The following is a 22,813-nucleotide window of genomic DNA, read 5'->3' on the forward strand; positions in this document are numbered from 1 at the left end:
CCCCCACAACCATGACGTCTTCGAAGCGAGACCGCGCCGAGGCCCTGCCCCAGGACCTTCAGGAGGCGCTGCGCCGCCGTCTTGCGGGGCGCGCCGGGGGAGCGGGCGCGGCGGCACGGGCCGGGGCGCCGGACACGGGCGCCCGGCGGGGCATCCCGCGCGCCGACCGCTCCCGGCCCCTGCCGCTGTCCTTCGCGCAGCAGCGGCTGTGGTTCCTGGACCGGCTGAGCCCCGGCGACGCCGGTTACAACAGCGCGGTCGCCCTGCGGCTCACCGGCCGGCTGGACCGCGCCGCCCTCTCCCGCGCCCTCGACACCCTGGTGGCCCGGCACGAGGCGCTGCGCACCGTGTTCGAGGAGAGCGACGGGCAGCCGGCCCAGACCGTGCGCCCGGCGGGCCCGGTGCCGCTGCCGGTTAGGGACCTCACCGCGCCGGACGGGCACGCCCCCACCGCATCGGGCGCCGTTGACAGCGCCGTGCTGGACGCCGCGCTCCTCACGGAGTACGACCGCCCCTTCGACCTCGACGCCGACGCCCTGCTGCGCGCACTCCTGCTGCGGGAGTCGGACACCTCGCACGTCCTCATGCTGACGGCCCATCACATCATCACCGACGGCTGGTCGATGGGCGTACTCCTGGAAGAGCTGTGCATCGCGTACGACGCCTTCGCCAGGGGAGCGGAGCCGGACCTGCCGCCGGTGGCGGCGCAGTACCCGGACTTCGCGGTGTGGCAGCGCGAACAGCTGTCCGGGGCGCGCCTCGAACGTCAAATCGCTTACTGGAAGAAGCAGTTGACCGGCTCCGTCGCGCCCGCGCTGCCGCTGGACCGGCCGCGCGGCGGGCAGGAGCCCGGGGCGGGCGCGATCCACCAGTTCACCGTGCCCGCCGACATCACGACCAAGCTGCGTACCCTCGCGACCGAGCAGCACGCCACCCTCTTCACTTCCCTGGTCGCCGGTTGCCAGGCGCTGCTCGCCCGCTGGTCCGGGCAGGACGACATCATCGTGGGCTCCCTGACACCGGGACGCCCCCGCACCGACCTGGAACGCGCCGTCGGCTTCTTCGCCCACACCGTCGTCCTGCGCACCCTCGTGGCGTCCGGCGGCTCCTTCCGCGACCTGCTCACGGCCGCGGCCGACACCGTCAACGAAGCCTTCGCGCACGGCGACACACCCTTCGAGCGTCTGGTGGAGGCCGTCGGCGCGCCCCGTGAGCCCGGCCGCAACCCGCTGTTCGACGCCATGGTCCTGCTGCACCCGGACCCGCCCACGGCGCCCGCCCTGCACGGCCTGTCCGTCGCCCCGGTGACCGTGCCCCGCCAGGCAGCCGCGTTCGACCTGAGCGTGGAGTTCGTACCGGACGGCGAACAGCTCACCGGACTGCTCGAATACCGCACCGACCTGTTCGACACGGCCACCGCCGAGCGGATGGCGGACCAGTTGCTGTGGCTCCTGGACGGTGCCACCAAGGAACCGGATCGGCCGCTGGACGCGCTGCCCCTGCTCTCCCCGGACGAGGCACGGCGCGTCACGGACGACTGGAACGCGACCGCACGCCCCGTCCCCACCACTACCTGCCCCGAATTGTTCGCACGCCAGGCCGCGCGCACCCCGCACGCCACCGCCCTGGTGGCTGGGGGCGAGCGCCTCGACTACGCGACACTCGACGCCCGCGCCACCCGCCTCGCCCACCACCTCGTCGCCCGGGGCGCGGGCCCCGAACGGCTCGTCGCGCTGCGCCTGCCCCGCACCGCCGACATGGTCGTGGCGATCCTCGCCGTGTGGAAGTCCGGCGCCGGCTATCTGCCGCTCGACCTCGCGCTGCCCGAGGAGCGCGTACGGTTCCTGCTCGACGACGCGCGACCGGCCCTCGTCCTCGACGCGGAGATGCTGCGGGGGCTGGCCGCTCCCGGGGACGGGGGGCCGCATGCCGCGGAGGGGGGCGGGAAGCCGAACTCGTCGGACCCGGCGCGGGAGCCCGAGCCGACGGTCGAGTCCGGGGATCCGGTCGCCGTGGCCCCCGCCCGGGGGCAGGAGCCCACGGGCGCGGTCGGGATACCGGGCGCCACGCACAAGGTCGGGAAGCCGGGTCCGGTGGGCCTGGCCGGGCAGCGGGAGTCGTCGGGCGCCGTCCGGGAGTCGGAGCCCGTGGGCTCCGCCCGCCTCACCCCGCCCGACCCCGACACCACCGCCTACGTCATCTACACCTCCGGCTCCACCGGCCGCCCCAAGGGCGTCGCCGTGTCCCACCGCTCCGCGGCGAACCTCCTTGCGGGCCACCGCGAGGGATTCGTCGCCGACGCGGGCGGCGGGCCGCTGCGCGTGGCGCTGACCGCGTCGTTCTCCTTCGATACCTCGCTGGAGGGCGTGCTGCTGATGGCCGACGGCCACCCGCTGCACCTGGTCGACGAGACGACCCGGCTCGACGCCGCCGCCCTCGTCGAGTACGTCGTCGAACACCGCGTCGACTTTCTCGACCTGACGCCCTCCTACCTGCGCCAGCTGCTGCCCGCCGGGCTGCTCACCGACCCGCGGCACCGCCCCCGGGTGCTGATGCTCGGCGGCGAGGCCATCGGCCCCGGCCTGTGGCGCGAGCTGGCCGCACACCGGGACGTGGCCGCGTACAACTTCTACGGCCCCACCGAGTGCACAGTCGACGCCCTGGCCTGCCGCATCTCGGGCGACGACCGGCCACTGGTGGGCCGGCCGCTGCCCAACGTGCGCGCCTACGTGCTCGACGCGGGCCTGCGGCCCGTGCCGCCCGGTGTCGGCGGTGAGCTGTACCTCGCAGGCGGGCAACTGGCCCGCGGCTACGCGGGACGGCCCGGCCTGACCGCCGCGCGCTTCCTCGCCGACCCCTACGGCGCGCCCGGCACCCGCATGTACCGCACGGGGGACCTGGCCCGCTGGACCGCCGACGGGCGCCTGGACTACCTCGGGCGTGCCGACGACCAGGTGAAGGTGCGCGGCCACCGCATCGAGCCGGGCGAAATCGAGGCGGCGCTGCTCGACCTGCCGGAGATCACCGGCACCGCGGTCGTCGCGGTGTCCGACACCCACGGCCAGCTGCGCCTCGCCGCCTACCTCGTGCCCACCGGGGACGCCGTCCGGCCCCAGGCGTCCCAGCTGCGGGCCGCCTGCCGCCTGGTCCTGCCCGACCACATGGTGCCGTCGTCCTTCACCCTGCTCGACGCGCTGCCCCTGACCACCAGCGGCAAGCTCGACCGCCGAGCCCTGCCGGCCCCCGACCTCGACGCCGCCCCACGCGAGCGGGAGTTCGTCGCCCCGCGCACCGCGGACGAGCAGACGCTCGCCGACATCTGGGCCGACGTCCTCGGCATCGCCCAAGTCGGCGTCACGGACAACTTCTTCGAGCTGGGCGGCGACTCCATCCTCAGCATCCAGGCCGTCTCGCGTGCCCGCGCGACCGGACTCCAGCTGACCTCGCAGGACGTCTTCCGCCACCAGACCGTCGCCGACCTGACGGCCGCCGCGTCCCGCAGGACCGCCGCCGGGCCCTCGCCCCGGCCGGCGCGCACCGACGGACCCGCCCCGCTGACCCCCGTACAGGAGTGGTTCTTCGCCACGCACGGCGCGCTGCGGCACTTCAGCATGTCGATGCTCCTCGACCTGCCGCGCGACCTCGACGAGCGGGCCCTGGAGCGGGCACTGACCGCGCTCGCCGCGCACCACCCGGCGCTGCGCACCCGGTTCGCCCGGAACGGCGACATCTGGGAACAGCACCCCGGCGCCGTCCCGGCCGCCGGCCTGCTCACCCGCCACGACCTCTCTGCCGCCCCCGATCCCGCGGCGGCCCGCACCGCGGCCGCGGACGCCACCCGAGCCGCCCTCGACCCGGCCACCGGCACCCTGCTCCGCGCCGCCCTGCTGCTGCCCTCGTCCGGCGAGCGCCCTCAGCTCTTCCTGACCGCCCATCACCTGGCTGTCGACAGCGTCTCCTGGCGCATCCTCCTGCCCGACCTCGAACAGGCCTACCGGCAGGCGGCCGCCGGTGAAGCCATCCAACTGGAGCCCGCCACCGCCGAGTTCACCGACTGGTCTGCCCACCTGTCGGACCGGGTGCGCGCGGGAGACTTCGACGACGACCTGCCGTACTGGACGGCGGAGGCCGCCGAACCCCGTACCCCGCTGCCCGTCGACCGGACCGACACGCCGCTCGCCGGATCCGTGCGCACCGTCCGCACCCGCGTGGACCGCGCCACCACCGAGGCACTCCTGCGCCGGGTGCCCGGCGTCTACCGCACCCAGGTCAACGACGTGCTGCTCAGCGCCCTCGGGCGCGTGCTCGCCGACTGGACGGGTGCCGAGCGGGTGACCGTGGCCCTTGAGGGGCACGGCCGGGAGGACGACACAGTCGACGTGTCCCGCACGGTGGGCTGGTTCACCACCCAGTACCCCGTCACCCTCATCCCCGCGGGACCGGCCGCCGCACCCGACTGGGGCGCGACCCTCAAGGCCGTCAAGGAGCGCCTGCGCGCCGTGCCCCGGCGCGGCCTGAGCCACGAGGCACTGGCCCGCCTCGGTTCACCCGACCCCTCCGCGCGGGCGCTGCGCGAACTGCCCCTGCCTCAGGTGTGCTTCAACTACCACGGCCAGTGGGACACCTCCGGCGGGAGTGAGTTCGCACCTGCCGCCGACGTGCCCGGCCGCGACACGGCGTCCGACGAACCCCTGGACCACCTCCTGGACGTCTCGGCCGTGGTCGCCGACGGCGAACTGGAGATCATCTGGCACTACAGCGAGCGGACGCACGACGCGGACACCGTCCGGAGCCTGGCCGACGGCATGGTCCGGGCGCTCGGCGCGATCACCGAGCACTGCGCGCGGCCCGACGCGGGCGGCCGCACCCCCTCCGACTTCCCCCTTGCCCGCCTGGACCAGGCGGGCGTGGACCGCCTGGCCGGTGACGGGCGCGGCGTGGAGGACCTGCTGCCGCTGACGCCGCTTCAGGAAGGCATGCTCTTCCACCGCCTGGTCGGCGGCCCCGACGACGTGTACGTCGACCAGGCCGACCTGCTCCTGGAGGGCGTCGGCGACCCCGACGCCTTCGCCGCGGCCTGGCAGCGCGTGACCGACCGGACGCCCGCGCTGCGGACCTCGGTGGTCTGGGAGGACGTACCCCTGCCGCTCCAGGTCGTGCACCGCGACGTACGCGTGCCCGTCACCCACCTGGACTGGCGTGAGCTCGACGACGACGAGCGGTCCGCACGCCTCCACCGGTTCCGCACCGACGACCTCGCGCGCGGCATCGACCTCGCCGCCGCCCCGCTGACGCGCCTCGCCCTGATCCGCCTGCCCGACGCGCGCCTTCGCCTGCTGTGGACCTCCCACCACCTGACCCTGGACGGCTGGAGCCTCGCCCAGGTGCTCTCCGAGGTGTGCGACGAGTACGCGGCCCGCGCCGCGGGAAGCACCCCGCGGCCGGTGGCACGCCGCCCCTTCGCCGACTATGTGCGGTGGTTGGCCGAGCAGGACACCGACGCCGGGCGCGCCCACTGGAGCGCGGCCCTCGACGGATTCGCCACGCCGACCCCGCTGCCCGTCGACCGCCCCCTGGGCGAGGCCCACCAGGCGCGCTCCGCGGGCGTCCACAAGGGCGGCCTGTCCACCACGGACTCCGCGACGCTCGCCCGCACCGCCCGGCAGTCCGGACTCACCGTCAACACCGTGGTCCAGGGCGCCTGGGCGCTGCTGCTGTCCCGCTACGGCGCCGAGCAGGACGTGGTGTTCGGCACCACGGTGTCCGGCCGCCCCGACGACCTGCCGGGCGTCGAGTCCATGGTGGGCATGTTCATCAACACCGTGCCCACCCGCGTCCGCGTCGACAGCGGGGCCACCGCGAGCGCGTGGCTGCGCGAACTGCAGGAAAGCCAGGCCGATTCGCGCCGCCATGCCGCCGTCTCCCTGGCCGAGCTGACCTCGCTGAGCGACGTGCCGTCCGGCACCCCGCTGTTCCACAGCATCGTCGCCTTCGAGAACTACCCCTTCGACGAGGCCCGCACGGCTGCGTCCGGCGTGCGCCTGGCGGACGTCACCTCGCGCGACGCCACCAACTACCCGCTCGTCCTCCGCGCCCATCAGGGTGACCGCGTCGGCTTCGACCTCGCTTACGACCCCGGCCTGTTCGACATCGGTACGGTACGGGCGCTCGCCGACCGGCTGTGCCTGCTGCTCACCGAGATCGCCGCGGACCCCGACCGTCCGTTGCGGGCCCTTTCCTGGACGACCGCCGAGGAGCGGGAGGCCCTCGTCGGGGGCGACGGCGGCGAACACGCGCGCCCCACGGAGACATTGGTGGACCTCTTCGAGGCGCAGGCCGCCCGCACGCCGGATGCCACCGCCGTCACCTGCGGCGACGCCCGCCTCGACTACGCCACGCTCGACGCGGAGGCGGGCCGTCTCGCGCACCGCCTCGCCGAGGCCGGCGCCGGACCCGAGCACTATGTCGCCCTCGCCCTGCCCCGCTCCACCGACCTGGTCGTGGCGGTCCTCGCCGTCCTGAAGTCGGGCGCCGCCTACCTGCCCGTCGACCCCCGGCTCCCCGCCGAACGCGTCGCCCACCTCCTCGGCGACGCGGCACCCGTGACGCTGGTGACGACCACGGGCGCCGGCGTGCGGGCCGAAGGGACCGGTGTGCCCGTGCTGCTCCTCGACGACCCGACCGTGCGCGCCGACCTCGCCGGGCGCCCCGCCGCCCTTCCGGAGCCGGTCCGCCGTCCGCTGCCGGAGAGTCCCGCCTACGCCATCTACACCTCGGGCTCCACCGGCCGGCCCAAGGGCGTGGTCGTCCCGCACGCCAACGTCGTACGCCTGTTCACCCGCACCCGGCAGTGGTTCGGCTTCGACGAGCACGACGTGTGGACCCTGTTCCACTCCTACGCCTTCGATTTCTCCGTGTGGGAGCTGTGGGGGCCGCTGCTGCACGGCGGCCGGCTCGTCGTCGTCCCCGACGACACCGTCCGCTCCCCGGAGGACTTCCTGCGCCTGCTCGTCGACGAGCAGGTCACCGTCCTCAACCAGACACCGTCCGCCTTCTACCCGCTCGCCCGCGCCGACGCCGAACACCCCGGCCTGTCTGCGCGGTTGGCGCTGCGCACGGTGATCTTCGGCGGCGAGGCCCTGGACGTCGACCGGCTCGCCGACTGGTACGCGCGCCACCCCGACACCGCCCCGCGCCTGGTCAACATGTACGGCATCACCGAGACCACCGTGCACGTCACCTACGAGCCCCTGGACCGGGGGACGGCGCGCACGGGCGCCGCGAGCCCCATCGGCACGGGCATCCCCGACTTGCGGGTCCATGTGCTCGACGGCGACCTCGCGCTGGTGCCGCCCGGCGCGATCGGTGAGATGTACGTGGCGGGGGAGGGGCTTGCCCGCGGCTACCTGGGACGGCCGGGGCTGACGGCGACCCGCTTCGTGGCCGACCCGTCCGGTCCGTCCGGCAGCCGCATGTACCGCACCGGTGACCGGGCCCGCCGCAGGGTCGACGGCACGTTGGAGTACCTGGGCCGCGCCGACCAGCAGGTGAAGATCCGCGGCTACCGCATCGAGCCCGGCGAGATCGAGGCCGCCCTGCACCGCCACCCGGGCGTGAGCGCCGCGACGGTCGGAGTGTACGAGGACGCCTCCGGGACGCGGCGCCTGGTCGCCCATGTCGTCGGGGTCGGGAACGGTGCCGGAACCGAACAGGGCGGTGCTTCCGGGACCGGCGCGCACGGCAGTGGTCCGGGCGCCGGTCCTGACGGCGCTGTTCTGAACGCCGGTCCGCGCGGCAGCGATGCGCACGGCAGTGGCCGGGACGCCGGTTCGCGCGGCGGTGGTTCACACGGCAGCGGTCCGGACGGCAGTGGTCCGGGCCGTGCTGCGGGTGGCACTGGTCTGGACGGCCGTGCTCCGGGCGGTGAACCCGGCTGCCCTGCGCCGGCCGTCGCGCCGTCCGCCGCCGACCTGCGCGCCCACCTCGAGCGCCTGCTTCCCGCCCACATGGTGCCCGCCGCCTACGTACCGCTGGCGGTCCTGCCGCTCACCGTCAACGGCAAGCTCGACCGGCGCGCGCTGCCCGCCCCCGGCGCGGACGGCTTCGCCACCGGCACCGACCGCACCCCGCCGCGCACCCCCGCGGAACGCGCGGTCGCCGCCGCCTGGGCGGACGTGCTCGACACCGACGCCGTGGGCGCCGACGACGACTTCTTCGCGCTCGGCGGCGACTCCATCCTCGCCGTGCGCGTCACCTCCCGGCTGCGCACGGCCTTCGGCCAGGACGTCTCACCGCGGCTGCTCTTCACCCGCCCCACCCTGTCCGCGCTTGCGGCCGCCCTCGGTGAGCCGGTGGCCGACGGGGGCACCGGAACCGACGTCATTCCGGCCGCGGACGCCGGCACTCCGCCTCCGCTGTCGTACGCCCAGCAGCGCCTGTGGTTCCTCGACCGCTTCGCGCCGGGCAGCACCGAGTACACGACGCTGTCCGTGCTGCGCCTGCGCGGCTCCCTCGACGAGGCCGCCCTGCGCGCGGCCCTCGATGGCCTGGTGGCCCGGCACGAGTCGCTGCGCACCACCTTCGCCGAGGAGGACGGCCGGGCCCGGCAGGTCGTCCATCCGCCGTACGCGGTCGAGCTGCCCCTCGACGTCCTGTCGGGCGCCGACCGGGACGCACGGCTGGACGCCGTCCTCGACCGCGCCGCCGAGACGCCCTTCGACCTGTCCACCGGCCCGTTGCTGCGCGCCCGCCTCGCCCGCCTGGCCGACGACGAGCACGTCCTGGTCCTCGCCGTCCACCACATCGTCACCGACGGCTGGTCCGGCGCCGTCCTCGGCCGAGACCTGAGCGAGCTGTACGCGGCGGCCCTGGAAGGGCGCGCCCCCGAGCTGCCCGCACTGCCTGTGCGGTACACCGACTACGCCGCCTGGCAGCGCGCCCGCACCGACGTCGCCGACGAGCAACTCGCCCACTGGCGCGAGACACTGGCCGACCTCGAACCGCTGGAACTGCCCACCGACCGGCCGCGCCCCGCAGTGCGCACCCGCGACGGCGCCCTGGTGACCTTCCAGCTGCCCGCCGAGCTCACCGAGCGGCTCCGTGCCATGGCCCGAAGCGCCGACGCCACCCTCTACATGACGCTGCTCACGGCCTGCCAGATCCTGCTGGCCCGCTGGGCCGACCAGGAGGACGTCGCGGTCGGCACCGTGACCGCGGGTCGGGAGCGCCGCGAACTCGAGAACTTGGTCGGCATGTTCGTCAACACGCTCGTGCTGCGCGGTCGGGTCCGCCCCGGCGCGTCGTTCCGTGAGCTGCTCACCGAGGCGCGCACCACCGTCCTGGACGCGTTCGCCCACCAGGAGGTGCCCTTCGAGCGCTTGGTGGACGCTCTGGAGCCGGAGCGGGACACCAGCCGTACGCCGCTGTTCCAGGTCATGGTGGCCCTGCACAACCTGGGCGGCGAGGCGCCCCGCCTGCCCGGCCTCGACGTCGAGCCCGTGACACCGCCGGTGCGCAACGCCACCTTCGACCTCGCCTTCGACTTCGTGGAACACGGCGGCGGCGTCACCGGTCACCTGGAGTACAACACCGGCCTGTTCGACGCCGGTACCGCGGAACGCCTCGCCGCCCACTTGACGTCGCTCCTCGAAGCCGCCGCGGACGACCCGGACGAGAAGGCCGGCGCGCTGCCGCTGATGACGGCCGCCGAGCGCCGTCAGGTCGTCCGGGAGTGGCAGGGCGACCGGCTGCCGGCGGCGGACAGCGCCTTCCCGGCCCTGTTCGAGGCGCAGGCGGCACGCACCCCGCACACCACCGCCCTGACGGCCCGCGACACCACGCTCGACTACGCGGCCCTCAACGACCGGGCCAACCGCCTCGCCCACCACCTCATCACCCTCGGCGTCGGCCCCGAGGACGTCGTCGCGGTCCGGCTGCCCCGCACCACGGACCTGTTCGTGACCGTGTTCGCCGTCCTGAAGGCGGGCGGCACCCTGCTCTGCGTCGACCCCGGCCTGCCCGAGGAGCGCGTGACGTTCCTCCTCGCGGACGCGGCCCCGCGCACGCTCCTGACGGCCGAGACGCTGCGCGAGGTGCCGTGGGACCGACTGCCCGCGCACGACCCGACCGACGCCGACCGCCGGGCGCCGCTGCGCCCCGACCACGGCGCCTACATCATCTACACCTCCGGCTCCACAGGGCGGCCCAAGGGCGTCGTCGTGGAACACCGGCACCTGATCAACCTCTGCCACGACCACCGCGAAGGGCTCGTCGCCCCGCACACCGCCGACGGACGGCGCCTGAAGGCCGCGCTCAGCGCTTCCTTCTCCTTCGACACCTCGTGGGAGGGCCCGCTGCTGCTCGCCCTCGGCCAGGAGGTGCACCTCGTCGACGAGGACGTACGCCTGGACCCGGAGGCGTTCTGTGCCCAAGTCGCGGACAGTGAACTGGACGTGGTGAACGTCACCCCGTCCTTCCTGCGGGAGCTCACCGCCGCGGGGCTCCTCGCCCCCGGCCGTCACCACCCGCGCGTGCTCCTGGTGGGCGGCGAGGCCGTCGGCACGGACGCCTGGCGCGAGCTGTGCGCGGCGGCGGACCTCGGCGTCACCGCGTACAACATGTACGGCCCCACCGAGTGCACCGTCGACGCCGTGTACGGCCGCTGCGGCGAACAGCCCGGACGCCCGGTCATCGGCCGCCCGGGACGCGGCCTGCGCGCCTACGTCCTGGACGGCGCGCTGCGGCCGGTGCCGCCCGGTGTGCCGGGCGAGTTGTACCTGGCGGGCGCCCAGGTGGCCCGCGGCTATCTGAACCGGCCCGGCCTGACCGCCGCCCGCTTCCTGGCCGACCCGTTCGGCGGGCCGGGGGAGCGGATGTACCGCACCGGGGACCGCGCCCGCTGGGACGCCCAGGGCCTCCTCGAATTCCTGGGCCGGGCCGACGAGCAGGTGAAGATCCGCGGCTTCCGGGTCGAGCCCGGCGAGGTGGAGGCCGCGCTCCTCGCCGACCCGGCCGTCGCCGAGGCCGTGGTGACGGTCCGTCAACACGCGGGCCGCGACATGCTCGTGGCCCATCTGGTGCCCGCGAGCGAACACCCCCCGTCGGCCGACGATCTGCGCATACGGCTGCGGCGGACCCTGCCCGACCACATGGTGCCCGCGGCCTTCGTGCCGCTGGCGCGGATCCCGCGGACCAGCAGCGGCAAGACCGACCGGCGCGCGCTGCCCGCCCCGCCCGCACAACCGGACAGCTCCACGCCGTACGTGGCACCCCGGACCGGCGCCGAGGAGCGGCTCGCCGCCATCTGGGCGGAGGTCCTGGGCGTCGAACGGGTGGGCGCGCGCGACGACTTCTTCACGCTCGGCGGCGACTCGATCCTCAGCATCCAGATCGTCTCCCGCGCCCGGCAGGCAGGACTCGCCCTCACCACCAAGGACGTCTTCCGCCACCGCACGGTCGCCGAACTCGCCCTGTGCGCGAGGGAGGCCGCGCCCCGGCCCGCGGCGACGGGTGGCGTCGCGCCGACCGAGGCGCCGCTCACGCCCATCCAGCGCTGGTACCTCGACGGCCGCCGCCCCGGTGACCCGCTGCGCTTCACGATGACCCAGCGCCTCGAACTGGCTCCGGGCACCGACCTGTCCGCCCTGGCGGAGGCCGCGGACACCGTCGTACGCCAGCACGCCGCCCTGCGCACCCGATTCCGCCGCACGGGCGACGGCTGGCGCCAGGAAGTCCTGCCGGAACCGCCCGACGGACTGGTCACGCGCCATGACGTGACCGGTCTCGACGACTCACGTGTGGAGCGCGAGGCGCAGCGGACGGCGGACGCCGCCCAGGCCTCCCTCGATCCCACCGAGGGCCGGGTCGTCCGCGTCCTGGTCTTCGACCGCGGCCCGGCCCTGCCCGCCCAACTCCTGATCACCGTGCACCACTTGGTGATGGACGGCGTGTCCTGGCGCATCCTGCTCACCGACCTGGAGAGCGCCCACCGTGCCGCCACGGCGGGCCGGACCGTCGCCCTGCCCCCGGTGGGGACCGCCTACAGCCAGTGGGCCGCCCTGCTCGACCGGCACACCCGCTCCGGCGGCCTGGACGCCGACCTGGCGTACTGGACCGACACCGCCACGCCCGCCACCCTGCCCGCGGGCCGCACCGGACCCAACACCCACGGCACCGCGGCCACCGTCGTCGTCACGCTGGCCCCCGAGGACACCGAGGCGCTGCTGCGCCAGGTCCCCGACGTCTACCGCACCCAGGTCAACGACGTGCTGCTCAGCGCCTTCGCCCGCACGCTGGGCCGCTGGTGCGCCCACGACACGGTGCTCATCGGCGTAGAGGGGCACGGCCGCGAAGACCTCTTCGACGGCGCCGGTGGCCCTGACGGCCCTGACGGCCATGCGGACGCCGTCGGCGACGTCGATCTGTCGCGGACCATCGGCTGGTTCACCGCCGAGTACCCGCTCGCCCTGACCGTCGACCCGGACGCCGGGTGGCGCGACACCCTGCGCTCCGTCAAGGAACAGCTGCGCGCCGTCCCGCACCACGGGCTCAGCCACGGCGCCCTGCGCCGACTGCTCCCGGACAGCCCGCTCGCCGACGCCCCGTCGCCGCAGGTCGGGTTCAACTACCACGGCCAGTGGGACACGGGCACTGGCAGCGGCACAGGCGCACGCACCGGCACCGGTCTGTGCGGCGCCTCGCTCCCGTCGGCCGGGCGCGACACCGACCCCGACGAACCCCGCCCCTACCTCCTGGACCTCACCGGCGTCGTCCAGGACGGCCGGCTCGAACTCGGTCTGACCTACCCGACCGCCGTGTACGACGAGTCCACGGTCCGCCGCCTCGCCGAGGAGACCTGCGCGGCGCTGCGCGACATCGTGGACCACTGCGCCCGGCCGGGCGTCGGCGGCCGCACCCCGTCCGACTTCCCGCTCGCCGACCTGACCCAGGAGCAGCTGGACCGGCTGGTGGGTGACGGCCGGCACGCGGCGGACGTGCTGCCCCTGACACCCCTGCAGGCCGGGATGCTCTTCCACGGCCTCGTCGACGACGCGGGCGCGTACTTCGACCGGACCGCGGTACGGCTGACCGGGGTGGCCGACCCGCGGGCGTTCGCGCACGCCTGGCAGCAGGTGGCCGACCGCACCCCGGCGCTGCGCACGAGCGTCCACTGGCGGCAACTGCCGCACCCGGTACAGGTGGTGCACCACCACGCGGACCTGCCCGTCACCCACCTCGACTGGCGCGACCTGACGCCCGAGCAGCGCGAGTCGGCCACCGAGCGGCTGCTCGCCGAAGACCGTGAAGCGGGCATGGAGCTGACCGCCGCGCCGCTCACCCGGATCACGCTCGCCGCCCTCCCCGGCGACGAGGTCCTGCTGCTGTGGTCCTCGCACCACCTGATCCTGGACGGGTGGAGCACCGGGCAACTGCTCACCGAGGTGTGCGAGCGCTACGCCGCGTTGACCGGAGGCACGGACGCGGCACCGCCGTTGCGGCGGCCGTTCGCGGACTTCGTACGGTGGCTGCGCGCGCAGGACGAGGGCGCGGCCGAACAGTTCTGGACCGACGCGCTCGCCGATTTCCCGGCCGCGACGCCGCTGCCGTACGACCGCGCCCCCGCCGAGGCCCACCGCGCCCGCTCCGGCGACGCCGTCCACCACGAACTGGACGTGGCCGTGTCACGGCGGCTGCGGGAGACGGCCGCTCACGCCGGGCTGACCGTCAACACCGTGGTGCAGGCCGCCTGGGCCCTGCTGCTCGCCCGCTACAGCGGCCGCCGCGACGTCGTGTTCGGCACGACCGTGTCGGGCCGCCCGGCCGAACTGCCTGGCGTGGAGTCCATGGTGGGCATGTTCATCAACACCGTGCCGACGCGCGTGCGGCTGCCCGGGGACGGCGTGCTGTCCTGGCTGCGCGGCCTCCAGGACGAGCAGAGCGACGCCCGGCGGCACGACTTCATGGCGCTGTCCCGCATCCAGGCGCTCAGCGACGTACCGGCGGGCCAGGCCCTGTTCGACAGCATGGTGGTGTTCGAGAACTATCCCGTCGACGAGGCGGCCACCGCCCGGACGGGGGTGGGCGTGGCGGAGGTGCGCGCCGACGACGCCACGACGTTCCCGCTGTGCCTGCGCGCCCACGTGAGCGACCGGCTCGGCTTCGACCTGGCCTACGACGCGGCTCTCTTCGACCACGCCACCGTGGCACGCGTGGCGACCCGGTTCGCCGCGCTCCTCACCCGGCTCGCCGACGGGATCTCCGGCACGGTCGACGACCTCGACCTGCTCACCGCCGCCGACCGTGACCTGCTGCGCCGGTGGAACACCACCGCCCGCCGGGTGGCGCCGCGCAGCCCCGTGGGCCTGTTCGCCGAACAGGCCCGCCGTACCCCGGACGCGGCCGCCCTGCACGACGACCAGCATGAGCTGACGTACTGCCAACTCGACGCCTGGTCGGACCGTGTGGCCTCCCGGCTGCTCGCCGACGGCCTGCAACCCGAGGACCGTGTGGCGCTCCTGATGGACCGCTCCGCCGAACTCGTGGTGGCGCAGCTCGCGGTCCTGAAGGCGGGCGGCGCCTACGTGCCCGTCGACACCCGGGCCCCTGACGAACGCCGCCGCACCCTCCTCGACCGGGCAGGCGTCTCGGCACGACTCACCGCCGCCGACGTCACCGCCGCGTACACCGCGCCCGGCGAGACGTTGACGGCCCCGGCGGCGGATCCCGACCGTCTCGCCTACGTGATGTTCACGTCCGGCTCGACCGGCGAGCCGAAGGCCGTCGCCGTACGCCACCGCGACGTGGCGTCGCTCGCCACCGACGGCCGCTTCGCCGACGGCGTCTGCGACCGCGTCCTGCTGCACTCACCGGTCGCTTTCGACGCCGCCACCTTCGAGGTGTGGGGGCCGCTGCTGACCGGCGGCTGCGTCGTCGTGGCCGCGGGCGAGACGGTGGACGCGGCACTGCTGCGCAGCCTGGCCCGCCCCGACGCCGGTGCTGATGTCGGTGGCGGTGGCCGTCGCGGACTCACCGCGCTGTGGCTGACAGCCGGTGTCTTCCGGCTCCTCGCCCAGGACGCCCCCGACTGCTTCGCGGGGCTGCGCCAGGTGTGGACCGGCGGTGACGTCGTCCCCGCCGCCGCCGTGCGCCGCGTCCTCGCCGCCTGCCCCGGACTGACCGTGGTGGACGGCTACGGCCCGACCGAAACCACGACCTTCGCCACCTCCCACGCCCTGGCGGACGCGAACGGCGTCCCCGACACCGTGCCCGTCGGCCGCCCGCTGGACGACATGCGCGTCCACGTGCTCGACGCCCGCCTGCGCCCCGTACCGCCGGGCTGCGCAGGCGAGTTGTTCGTGGCGGGCGAGGGCCTGGCGCGCGGCTACCTGGGCCGCCCGGGCGAGACCGCGGCCCGCTTCCTCGCCGACCCCTACGGGCCGCCCGGCACCCGGATGTACCGCACCGGCGACCTGGCCCGGCGGCAACCCGACGGCACGGTCGAGTTCCTGGGCCGCGCCGACGACCAGGTGAAGATCCGTGGATTCCGGGTCGAGCCCGGCGAGGTGGAGGCCGCCCTCGCCGGCCACCCGGGGGTCGGGGACGTGGCCGTGGTGGCCCGCGAGGACCGGCCGGGCACCCGGCGCCTCGTCGCCTACGTCGTCGGCCCCGCCTGCGAGGATCTGGCCGCGCTGCGGGAGTACGCCGCCCAGGCGCTGCCCGACTACCTCGTCCCGTCCGCGTTCGTGCCCCTGACGGCGCTCCCGCTCAGCGCCAACGGCAAGGTGGACCGGGCGGCGCTCCCGGCCCCGGACACCCAGGTGGAGTCCGGCACGCGGACCGAACCCCGCACCGAGGCCGAACGCCGCACCTCGGAGGTCTTCGCGGAAGTTCTGGGCATCGATCTCCCCGGCATGGAGGACGACTTCTTCCGCCTCGGCGGCGACTCGATCCTCAGCATCCGCCTCGCCTCCCGTCTCGCCGAGGAGCTAGGGACCGAGGTGTCGCCGCGCGAGGTGTTCGCCCACCCGACGCCGGCCGCGCTCGCCGCGCTGCTCGGCGACCACCGGGCACTCGGCGGGGCGCGCCCCGGCGTCGTCCCGGTGGAACGCGACGCGACGGCGCCGATGTCGTACGCACAGCAACGCATGTGGTTCCTGGAGGAGTTCGCACCCGGCGGCGCCGAATACGTCACCGCCCTCGCGCTGCGCCTGCACGGACAACTCGACGTCCGCGCCCTCGCCGCGGCCCTGCGCGCCCTGGTGGCCCGGCACGAGTCGCTGCGCACCACCTTCGACGCGGTGGACGGCCGCGGTGTGCAGGTCGTGCACCCGCCAGGCGTGGTGCCACTGCCGCTTCAGGACCTGACGGGGCTGCCCGGGGAGGAGCGCGCCGCCCGCCTCGAAGACCTGCTGACGGCCGAGCGGGCCCGCCCGTTCGACCTGCGGCGCGGCCCGCTGCTGCGCGCCGGCCTCGTGCGACTCGCGGACGACGAGCACGTCCTGACCCTGACCCTGCACCACATCGTCACCGACGGCTGGTCCACAGCCGTACTCACCGGCGACCTCGCCCACCTCTACCGGGCCGAACTGGACGAGGGCGCAGGCGAGTTGCCGCCGCTGCCGGTGCAGTACGCCGACTACACCCACTGGCAGCGCACCGCGCCCGGCGCCGAAGCGCAGCTCGCGTACTGGAAGGAGCACCTGGCCGACACCGAACCCCTGGACCTGCCCACGGACCGGCCACGCCCGGCCGTACGCACCCGCAACGGCGCGAGTGCCCGCCTGGTCCTGCCGTCCGACACGGCCCGGCGCCTCACCCAGGTCGGCAGGGAGCGGGGCGCCACCCTGTTCACGACGCTCGTCGCCGCCACGCAGACATTCCTCGCCAAGGTGTCGGGCGGCCGCGACATCGCCGTCGGCACCGTCACGTCGGGCCGCGACCGCGCCGAGATCCAGAACCTCATCGGGTTCTTCGTCAACACCCTGGTCCTGCGCTCCCACGTCGACCCCGGCCAGGCCTTCCCGGCCTTCCTCGACGGTGTCCGGCAGACGGTCCTCGACGCCTTCGCCCACCAGGACGTGCCGTTCGAGCAGGTCGTCGACGAGGTGCGGCCGGCCCGCGACACCAGCCGTACCCCGCTGTTCCAGGTCATGGTCGTCCTCCAGAACACCCCGGCCGCCGACCTGGACCTGCCAGGACTGCATGTCGAAGACGTCGAGTCGGAACTCCGGCACGCGGCGTTCGACCTCACCCTGGAGTTCGCCGAGACGGACTCCGGAGGCCTGCACGGCGTACTCACGTACAACACCGACCTGTTCGACACGGGCACCGCCCGGCGGATGGCCGACCAACTCGCCACCCTCCTGACAGCCGTCGCGGACGACCCGCACCGCCCGCTCGGCACCCTGCCGCTGGCTGCGGAGGCGGAATTGAAGTCCCTGCTCGACCAGGGCCGGGGCGCGGCCGGATCCGTCCCGGCGGTGACCCTGCCGGAGCTGTTCGAGCGGCAGACGGCACGCACGCCCGACGCGGTGGCCCTCGACGAGGGCGGTCGGCAGTGGACGTACGCCGAGGTGGACCGCGCCGCCAACCGTCTCGCCCACCGCCTCATTGGCCAGGGCGTCGGACCCGAGCGGATCGTCGCCCTCGCCCTGCCGCGCGCCCGCGAAAGCGTGATCGCTCAGCTCGCCGTCGCCAAGGCGGGTGGCGCCTTCCTGCCCGTCGACCCCAACTACCCGGAACCACGGCGTGAGTTCATGGTCCGCGACGCGGGCGCGACGCTGGTCCTTGGCGACCCGGCGGACGTGTGGGTTCAGGAGGGCCCCGACACCGCGCCCACGGATGCCGACCGCACGGCCGCCCTGACGCCCGCCCACCCGGCTTACGTCATCTATACATCCGGCTCCACCGGCACACCCAAGGGCGTCGTCGTCCCGCACCACGGCCTCGCGGGCTTCGCCGCGGCCGCCGCCGCGCAGTACGCCGTCGGCCCCGGCGACCGCGTCCTGCAGTTCGCCTCACCCAGCTTCGACGCCTCCGTCCTCGAACTGTGCTCCTCGCTCCTCAGCGGGGCGACGCTGGTGACGGGCGAGGAAGGTCCGCTTGTCGGCGACCGCCTCGCTGACGCCCTCGCCGAGCAGCGCGTCAGCCACACCCTCATCCCGCCCGCGGCCCTGGCCACCGTCCCGCCCCACACCGCGGGATCCCTGCCGCACCTGCGCACCCTGATCGTCGGAGCCGAGGCCTGCCCGCCCGACCTCGTGGCTGAGTGGGCCCCCGGACGCCGGATGATCAACTCGTACGGGCCGACGGAAGCCACGGTGGTCGCCACCTGGACGGGCCCGCTGAGCCCCGGCGCCGCCGCCCCGCCGATCGGCGGCCCGGCCGGCGCCACGCGCCTCTACGTCCTGGACGCGGCCCTGCGCCCCGTCCCGTCCGGAGTGACCGGGGAGCTGTACGTGGCGGGCCCCGGCCTCGCCCGCGGCTATCTGAACCAGCCGGGTCTGACCGCCCAGCGGTTCCTCGCCGACCCGTTCGGCGGGCCGGGGGAGCGGATGTACCGCACCGGCGACCTGGTCGTGTGGGCCGCCGACGGCCAACTGCGGTTCGTAGGAAGGGCCGACGACCAGGTCAAACTGCGCGGCTTCCGCATCGAGCCCGGCGAGATCGAGAGCGCGCTGCGCGGTGCCCCGCAGGTGCGGGACGCGGCGGTCGTCGTCCGCACGGCACCACACCGGGACGACACCGTGGGGGAGGCGGACGAGGAAGCTTCCGACTCCCGGGAGGGCGCCGTAGAGCACGGCCGCCTCGTCGCGTACGTCGTCCCCGCCACCGGAGATCCCGAGAACCTGCCGGTCGGTGAACTGCGCGACCACCTCGCCGGACTGCTCCCGGCGCACATGGTCCCGTCGGTGTTCGTGCCGCTGGAGCGCCTGCCGCTCACTCCGAACGGCAAGACGGACCGGCGCGCCCTGCCCGAACCCGGACCCGCCCACACCGGCACGGCGTCGCACACTCCGCCGCGCACCGACACCGAACGCCATGTCGCGCGGATCTGGGGCGACGTCCTCGGCGTCGACGGCATCGGCGCGCACGACAACTTCTTCCACCTCGGCGGCGACTCGATCCTGAGCATGCAGGTGGTGTCGCGGCTGCGTCGCGAGGGCCTGCACCTGGCCACCCGCGACCTGTTCACCCACCAGACCGTGGCCGAGCTCGCCACCGTCGTACGCACCGCGCCCCAGCGCCCCGGCGACGGCCCTGTCACCGGCGACGTGCCGCTCACCTCCATCCAGGAGTGGTTCCTGACCACTCCGCGCGCGGGTCACCACCACTTCAACCAGTCGGCGCTCCTGGAACTGCATGCGGCGCCCGACCGGACGGCGCTGTGCGCGGCCCTGGGCGCCCTGCTAGAGCACCACGACGCCCTGCGCATGCGCTTCACCCACGACGCCGACGGATGGCGCCAGTTCAACCGGCCCCCGTTCGACGGCGACGAGGCCGAGCGCCTCCTCGACCGGCACGACCTCACGGGTCTGTCGGCAAAGGAGGCCGACGCGGCCATGGAGAAGGCCGCCGACGACCTGCACACCGGCTTCGACCTAGGCCACGGACCGCTGCTGCGGGCGGCCCTGTTCACCGGCGGCGCCGACCGCCCTGTCCACCTCCTCCTGGTCGCCCACCACCTGGTCGTGGACGCCGTGTCCTGGCGGATCCTCTCCGACGACCTGGAGGCCGCCTATCACCAGGCCGTCCAGGGGCAGCCGATCGCGCTGGGAGAGCGCACCACCTCCTTCCGGGACTGGTCCCGGCGCCTCGCCGCCCATGTCGCCGAGGGCGGCCTCGACCACGAACTGCCGTACTGGCAGGAGGCGGTGACGGCCGAGCCGCTGCCACCCGCCGACCGGCCGGAACCCGACGCGGGGGAGACCCGCACCCTCTCGGTCGAGCTCGGCGAGGAGGACACCACGGCCCTGCTGCGGTCCGCCCCGACCGCGTACCGCACCCGCGTCAACGACGTCCTGCTGGCCGCACTCGCCCTGGCCCTCGCCCGCTGGACCGGCGGTGACCGGGTCCGCCTCGACCTGGAAGGACACGGCCGCGAGGACGTGTTCGACGACATCGACCTGTCCCGCACGGTCGGCTGGTTCACCACCGTCCACCCGGTCGCCCTGACGGTGCCAGAGCCGGACGACCTCGGCCCGGCCCGCGACTGGCGGGGCCTCGTGAAGTCCGTACGCCGCCAACTGCGCGCCGTTCCCGGCAACGGGCTCGGCTTCGGCGCACTGCGCACGTTCGGCCCGCCCGAGGTCCGCGAACGGCTGGGCTCGGTGGCGCACGGGCAGGTGGTGTTCAACTACCTCGGCCAGTGGGACGCCCGCCCGACCGCGTCCGAGGCAGGGCTTGTGCGCACCGAGCACGGCTCGTTCGGCCAGGACCACGACCCCCGGGACAGCGGATCGCACCCCCTGGAGGTGGTGGGAGCCGTGCAGAACGGCCGCCTCGCCTTCACCTGGCACCACCGCCCCGGCCTGCACGACACGGAGACCGTACGCCGCGTGGCCGACGAGTTCGCCACCGGCCTGCGGTACATCGCCGCGCACGCCCGGGGCAGCGCTGCCTCCCCCGCACGGGACCGCCGATGAGTCCGCGCCGCCCCGGCATCCGCGGACCACCGGCCCGCGGCCCTCGCCCCGAACCCGTTCCGCGGCCCCCACCGCGGACGACGCGGTCCGACCGGAGGACCGCGACCGCCCCACCGACCACGGAGACCCTGACATGGACGAGAACACCCGCTACCAGGTGCTGCGCAACGATGAGGACCAGTACTCGCTCTGGCCGGTCGACGTCGACGTACCCGCCGGCTGGCACCCCGTGGGAAAGGAAGGCTCGGAGGCCGAGTGCTCCGCCTACGTGGACGAGGTCTGGACCGACATGCGCCCGCGCAGCCTGCGCGAGCGGATGGAGAACGCAGGGTCCTGACGCCGTCACTCTGTTTCCAAGCTCTGTTCGAGGAGTTCGCCGATGACGCCGACACTGCACAGCGAACGGCTGGAGTTCAGGCCGTACCGGTCACAGGACGAGGAAGCCTTCGTCACCCTCCTGCGCGACGAGGAGGTGCGCCGTTGGATGGGTCAGGACGAGGTGCCCGAGGACGACCTGCGCAAGGCGTTCCGCATGATCCTCACCGACATCTACCCGAAGGGCCTGTTCGACGTGTGGGGCCTGTGGCACGAGGGGAGGTACATCGGGCACGCGGAGGCCAAGAAGACCGGCAATGTCGACGGCCATGAACTCATCACCGCCCTGGCCCCCGAGTACTGGGGCAAGGGCCTGGGGAGCGAGGTCATCCGCGTCCTGCTGCGGCACGCCTCCGACAACCTGGGCCTCAAGGAGGTCTACGGCATGGTGGGCGCCGAGAACGCCGCCAGCCTGGCGATGGCCGAACGCCTGGGCTTCCACCACGTACGGGACGTGGTCGGCGACGACGGGTCGGTGACGAAGATGCTCGTGATCTCCACAGCCACCTGACAGCGCTCCTCGCGGGGCGCTCTGGGCCGCACGCGTTCGTCGGCGTCAAAGGACGAGTGCGGCCCGTCCGGAAGGCCCTCAGTGCGCGAGAGCGGCCAGGAGCTCCTCCCGGGCCGAGACACCGACCTTGCGGTAGAGCGCCTTGAAGTGGTCGTTGACCGTGTGGGGGCCACGCCGAGACAGCGGGCGATCTGCTTCGCTGGCAGGCCCTCCGAGGCCTGGCGCAGTACGGCCACTTCGCGGGCCGTGATGCCGTACCAGGCCGCGACCGCGGGCAGCAGGCTTGGTCGGCGTCATGCTGGATCTCGGTTAGTTGATGTCTTCGGCGATGTGGAAGTCGCGCTCGATGGCGTCGGAGAGGGCGAGCAGCGTTTCCTGGTAGGCCGTACTTTCGTGTGCCGTGACGGCTTGCTCGAAGCTGTCGGACTCGATTAGGACGGTGCGTTCGGCGATTGTGGCGTCAGGCGCCACGACCCGACCGCCACGGACGGGGACCCGGCCGTCCCCGGCTTTGACGGCCGGAGCGGCCAGCTTTCTGGCCTTCTCCGTGGTCGGGCTGTTTCTCGTCCTCGTGTCGGCCTGTGTCACTAAGCTGTTCGGCAGTGACAACCTGGCCCTGGTCGGCGGAGCCGTCGCCCTCATGCTGGCCTGCTCCGTCATCGCCCGGATCGCCGTCTCGGGCCGCCAGGCGCTCGGCATCCAGGTCACCGGCCTGGTCCTGCTTGCCGCCGGGCTGGTCCTGCTTGCCGCCGGGCTGGTCCTGCTCGTCGTGGTCGGCGGCATCGCCTCGCTCGCGCTGCTGCTGGTCGCCACTGTCATCGGGGGCGTCGGTCAGGGGCTGGCCTTCCTCGGAGGAATCACCGAGATCAACCGTGTCGCGTCCAAGGACCGGCGCGCCGTCGTTCTCTCCGGCTTCTACGTCGTCATCTACCTCGGTGTCGGCGTCCCCGTCATCGGAGTCGGCTTCCTGGCCACAGGGACCGGCCTGCTCACTGCGGTACAGCTGTTCGCCGCAGTCGTGGCCGTGCTGTGCCTGCTGGGCATGCTCGCGCTGGCCCGCAAGCGCCGCGTGATCGCCTGAACGGGCCGTGCCCTCACCGTCCTGACGTTCCTCTCGAGAACAATGGACAAGATCATGAATGTCACCGAACTCGCCTCCGTGTACGCAGACCTGATGTGTACGCGGACGTGATGTGTACGCGGACGTGATGTGTACGCGGACGTGATGTGTACGCGGACGTGATGTGTACGCGGACGTGATGTGTACGCGGACGTGATGTGTACG

Annotated in this window: 5 protein-coding genes; 4 read left to right on the top strand and 1 reads right to left on the bottom strand. The window is 74.1% G+C overall.

Annotated elements, in window-relative coordinates; all coding sequences use genetic code 11:
- The first annotated feature begins 11 nt into the window (after positions 1–11).
- The 3 genes from ACZ6BG_RS19775 to ACZ6BG_RS19785 all read left to right on the top strand — a co-directional run bounded on the left by ACZ6BG_RS19775 (position 12) and on the right by ACZ6BG_RS19785 (position 21,528).
- Positions 12–20,642: a non-ribosomal peptide synthase/polyketide synthase gene (locus ACZ6BG_RS19775; RefSeq protein ID WP_469002852.1), complete on the top strand. Its 20,631-nt coding sequence runs from the start codon at positions 12–14 to the stop codon at positions 20,640–20,642.
- A gap of 133 nt (positions 20,643–20,775) precedes the next feature.
- Positions 20,776–20,979, top strand: a complete 204-nt coding sequence (locus ACZ6BG_RS19780) for an MbtH family protein (protein ID WP_468461459.1) — start codon at positions 20,776–20,778, stop codon at positions 20,977–20,979.
- Positions 20,980–21,021: 42 nt separating this feature from the next.
- Positions 21,022–21,528, top strand: a complete 507-nt coding sequence (locus tag ACZ6BG_RS19785) for a GNAT family N-acetyltransferase (RefSeq protein WP_468461461.1) — start codon at positions 21,022–21,024, stop codon at positions 21,526–21,528.
- A gap of 309 nt (positions 21,529–21,837) precedes the next feature.
- Here the strand turns inward: ACZ6BG_RS19785 and ACZ6BG_RS19790 are convergent, their stop codons facing one another.
- Positions 21,838–22,116: a DUF1330 domain-containing protein gene (locus ACZ6BG_RS19790; protein ID WP_469002855.1), complete on the bottom strand. Its 279-nt coding sequence runs from the start codon at positions 22,114–22,116 to the stop codon at positions 21,838–21,840.
- On the opposite strand from ACZ6BG_RS19790, the gene ACZ6BG_RS19795 reads away from it, so the two are divergent.
- Positions 22,040–22,609 carry a hypothetical protein gene (locus ACZ6BG_RS19795; protein ID WP_469003047.1) on the top strand — a complete coding sequence of 190 codons (570 nt, stop codon included), beginning with the start codon at positions 22,040–22,042 and terminating at the stop codon, positions 22,607–22,609. The genes ACZ6BG_RS19790 and ACZ6BG_RS19795 overlap by 77 nt on opposite strands.
- Positions 22,610–22,813 lie beyond the last annotated feature (204 nt).

Source organism: Streptomyces sp. NPDC041205, assembly GCF_055591765.1.

Bases quoted from the DNA above. Each gene is read 5' to 3' on its own strand.
- ACZ6BG_RS19775 (WP_469002852.1), top strand. From the start codon at position 12: ATGACGTCTTCGAAGCGAGACCGCGCCGAGGCCCTGCCCCAGGACCTT.
- ACZ6BG_RS19780 (WP_468461459.1), top strand. From the start codon at position 20,776: ATGGACGAGAACACCCGCTACCAGGTGCTGCGCAACGATGAGGACCAG.
- ACZ6BG_RS19785 (WP_468461461.1), top strand. From the start codon at position 21,022: ATGACGCCGACACTGCACAGCGAACGGCTGGAGTTCAGGCCGTACCGG.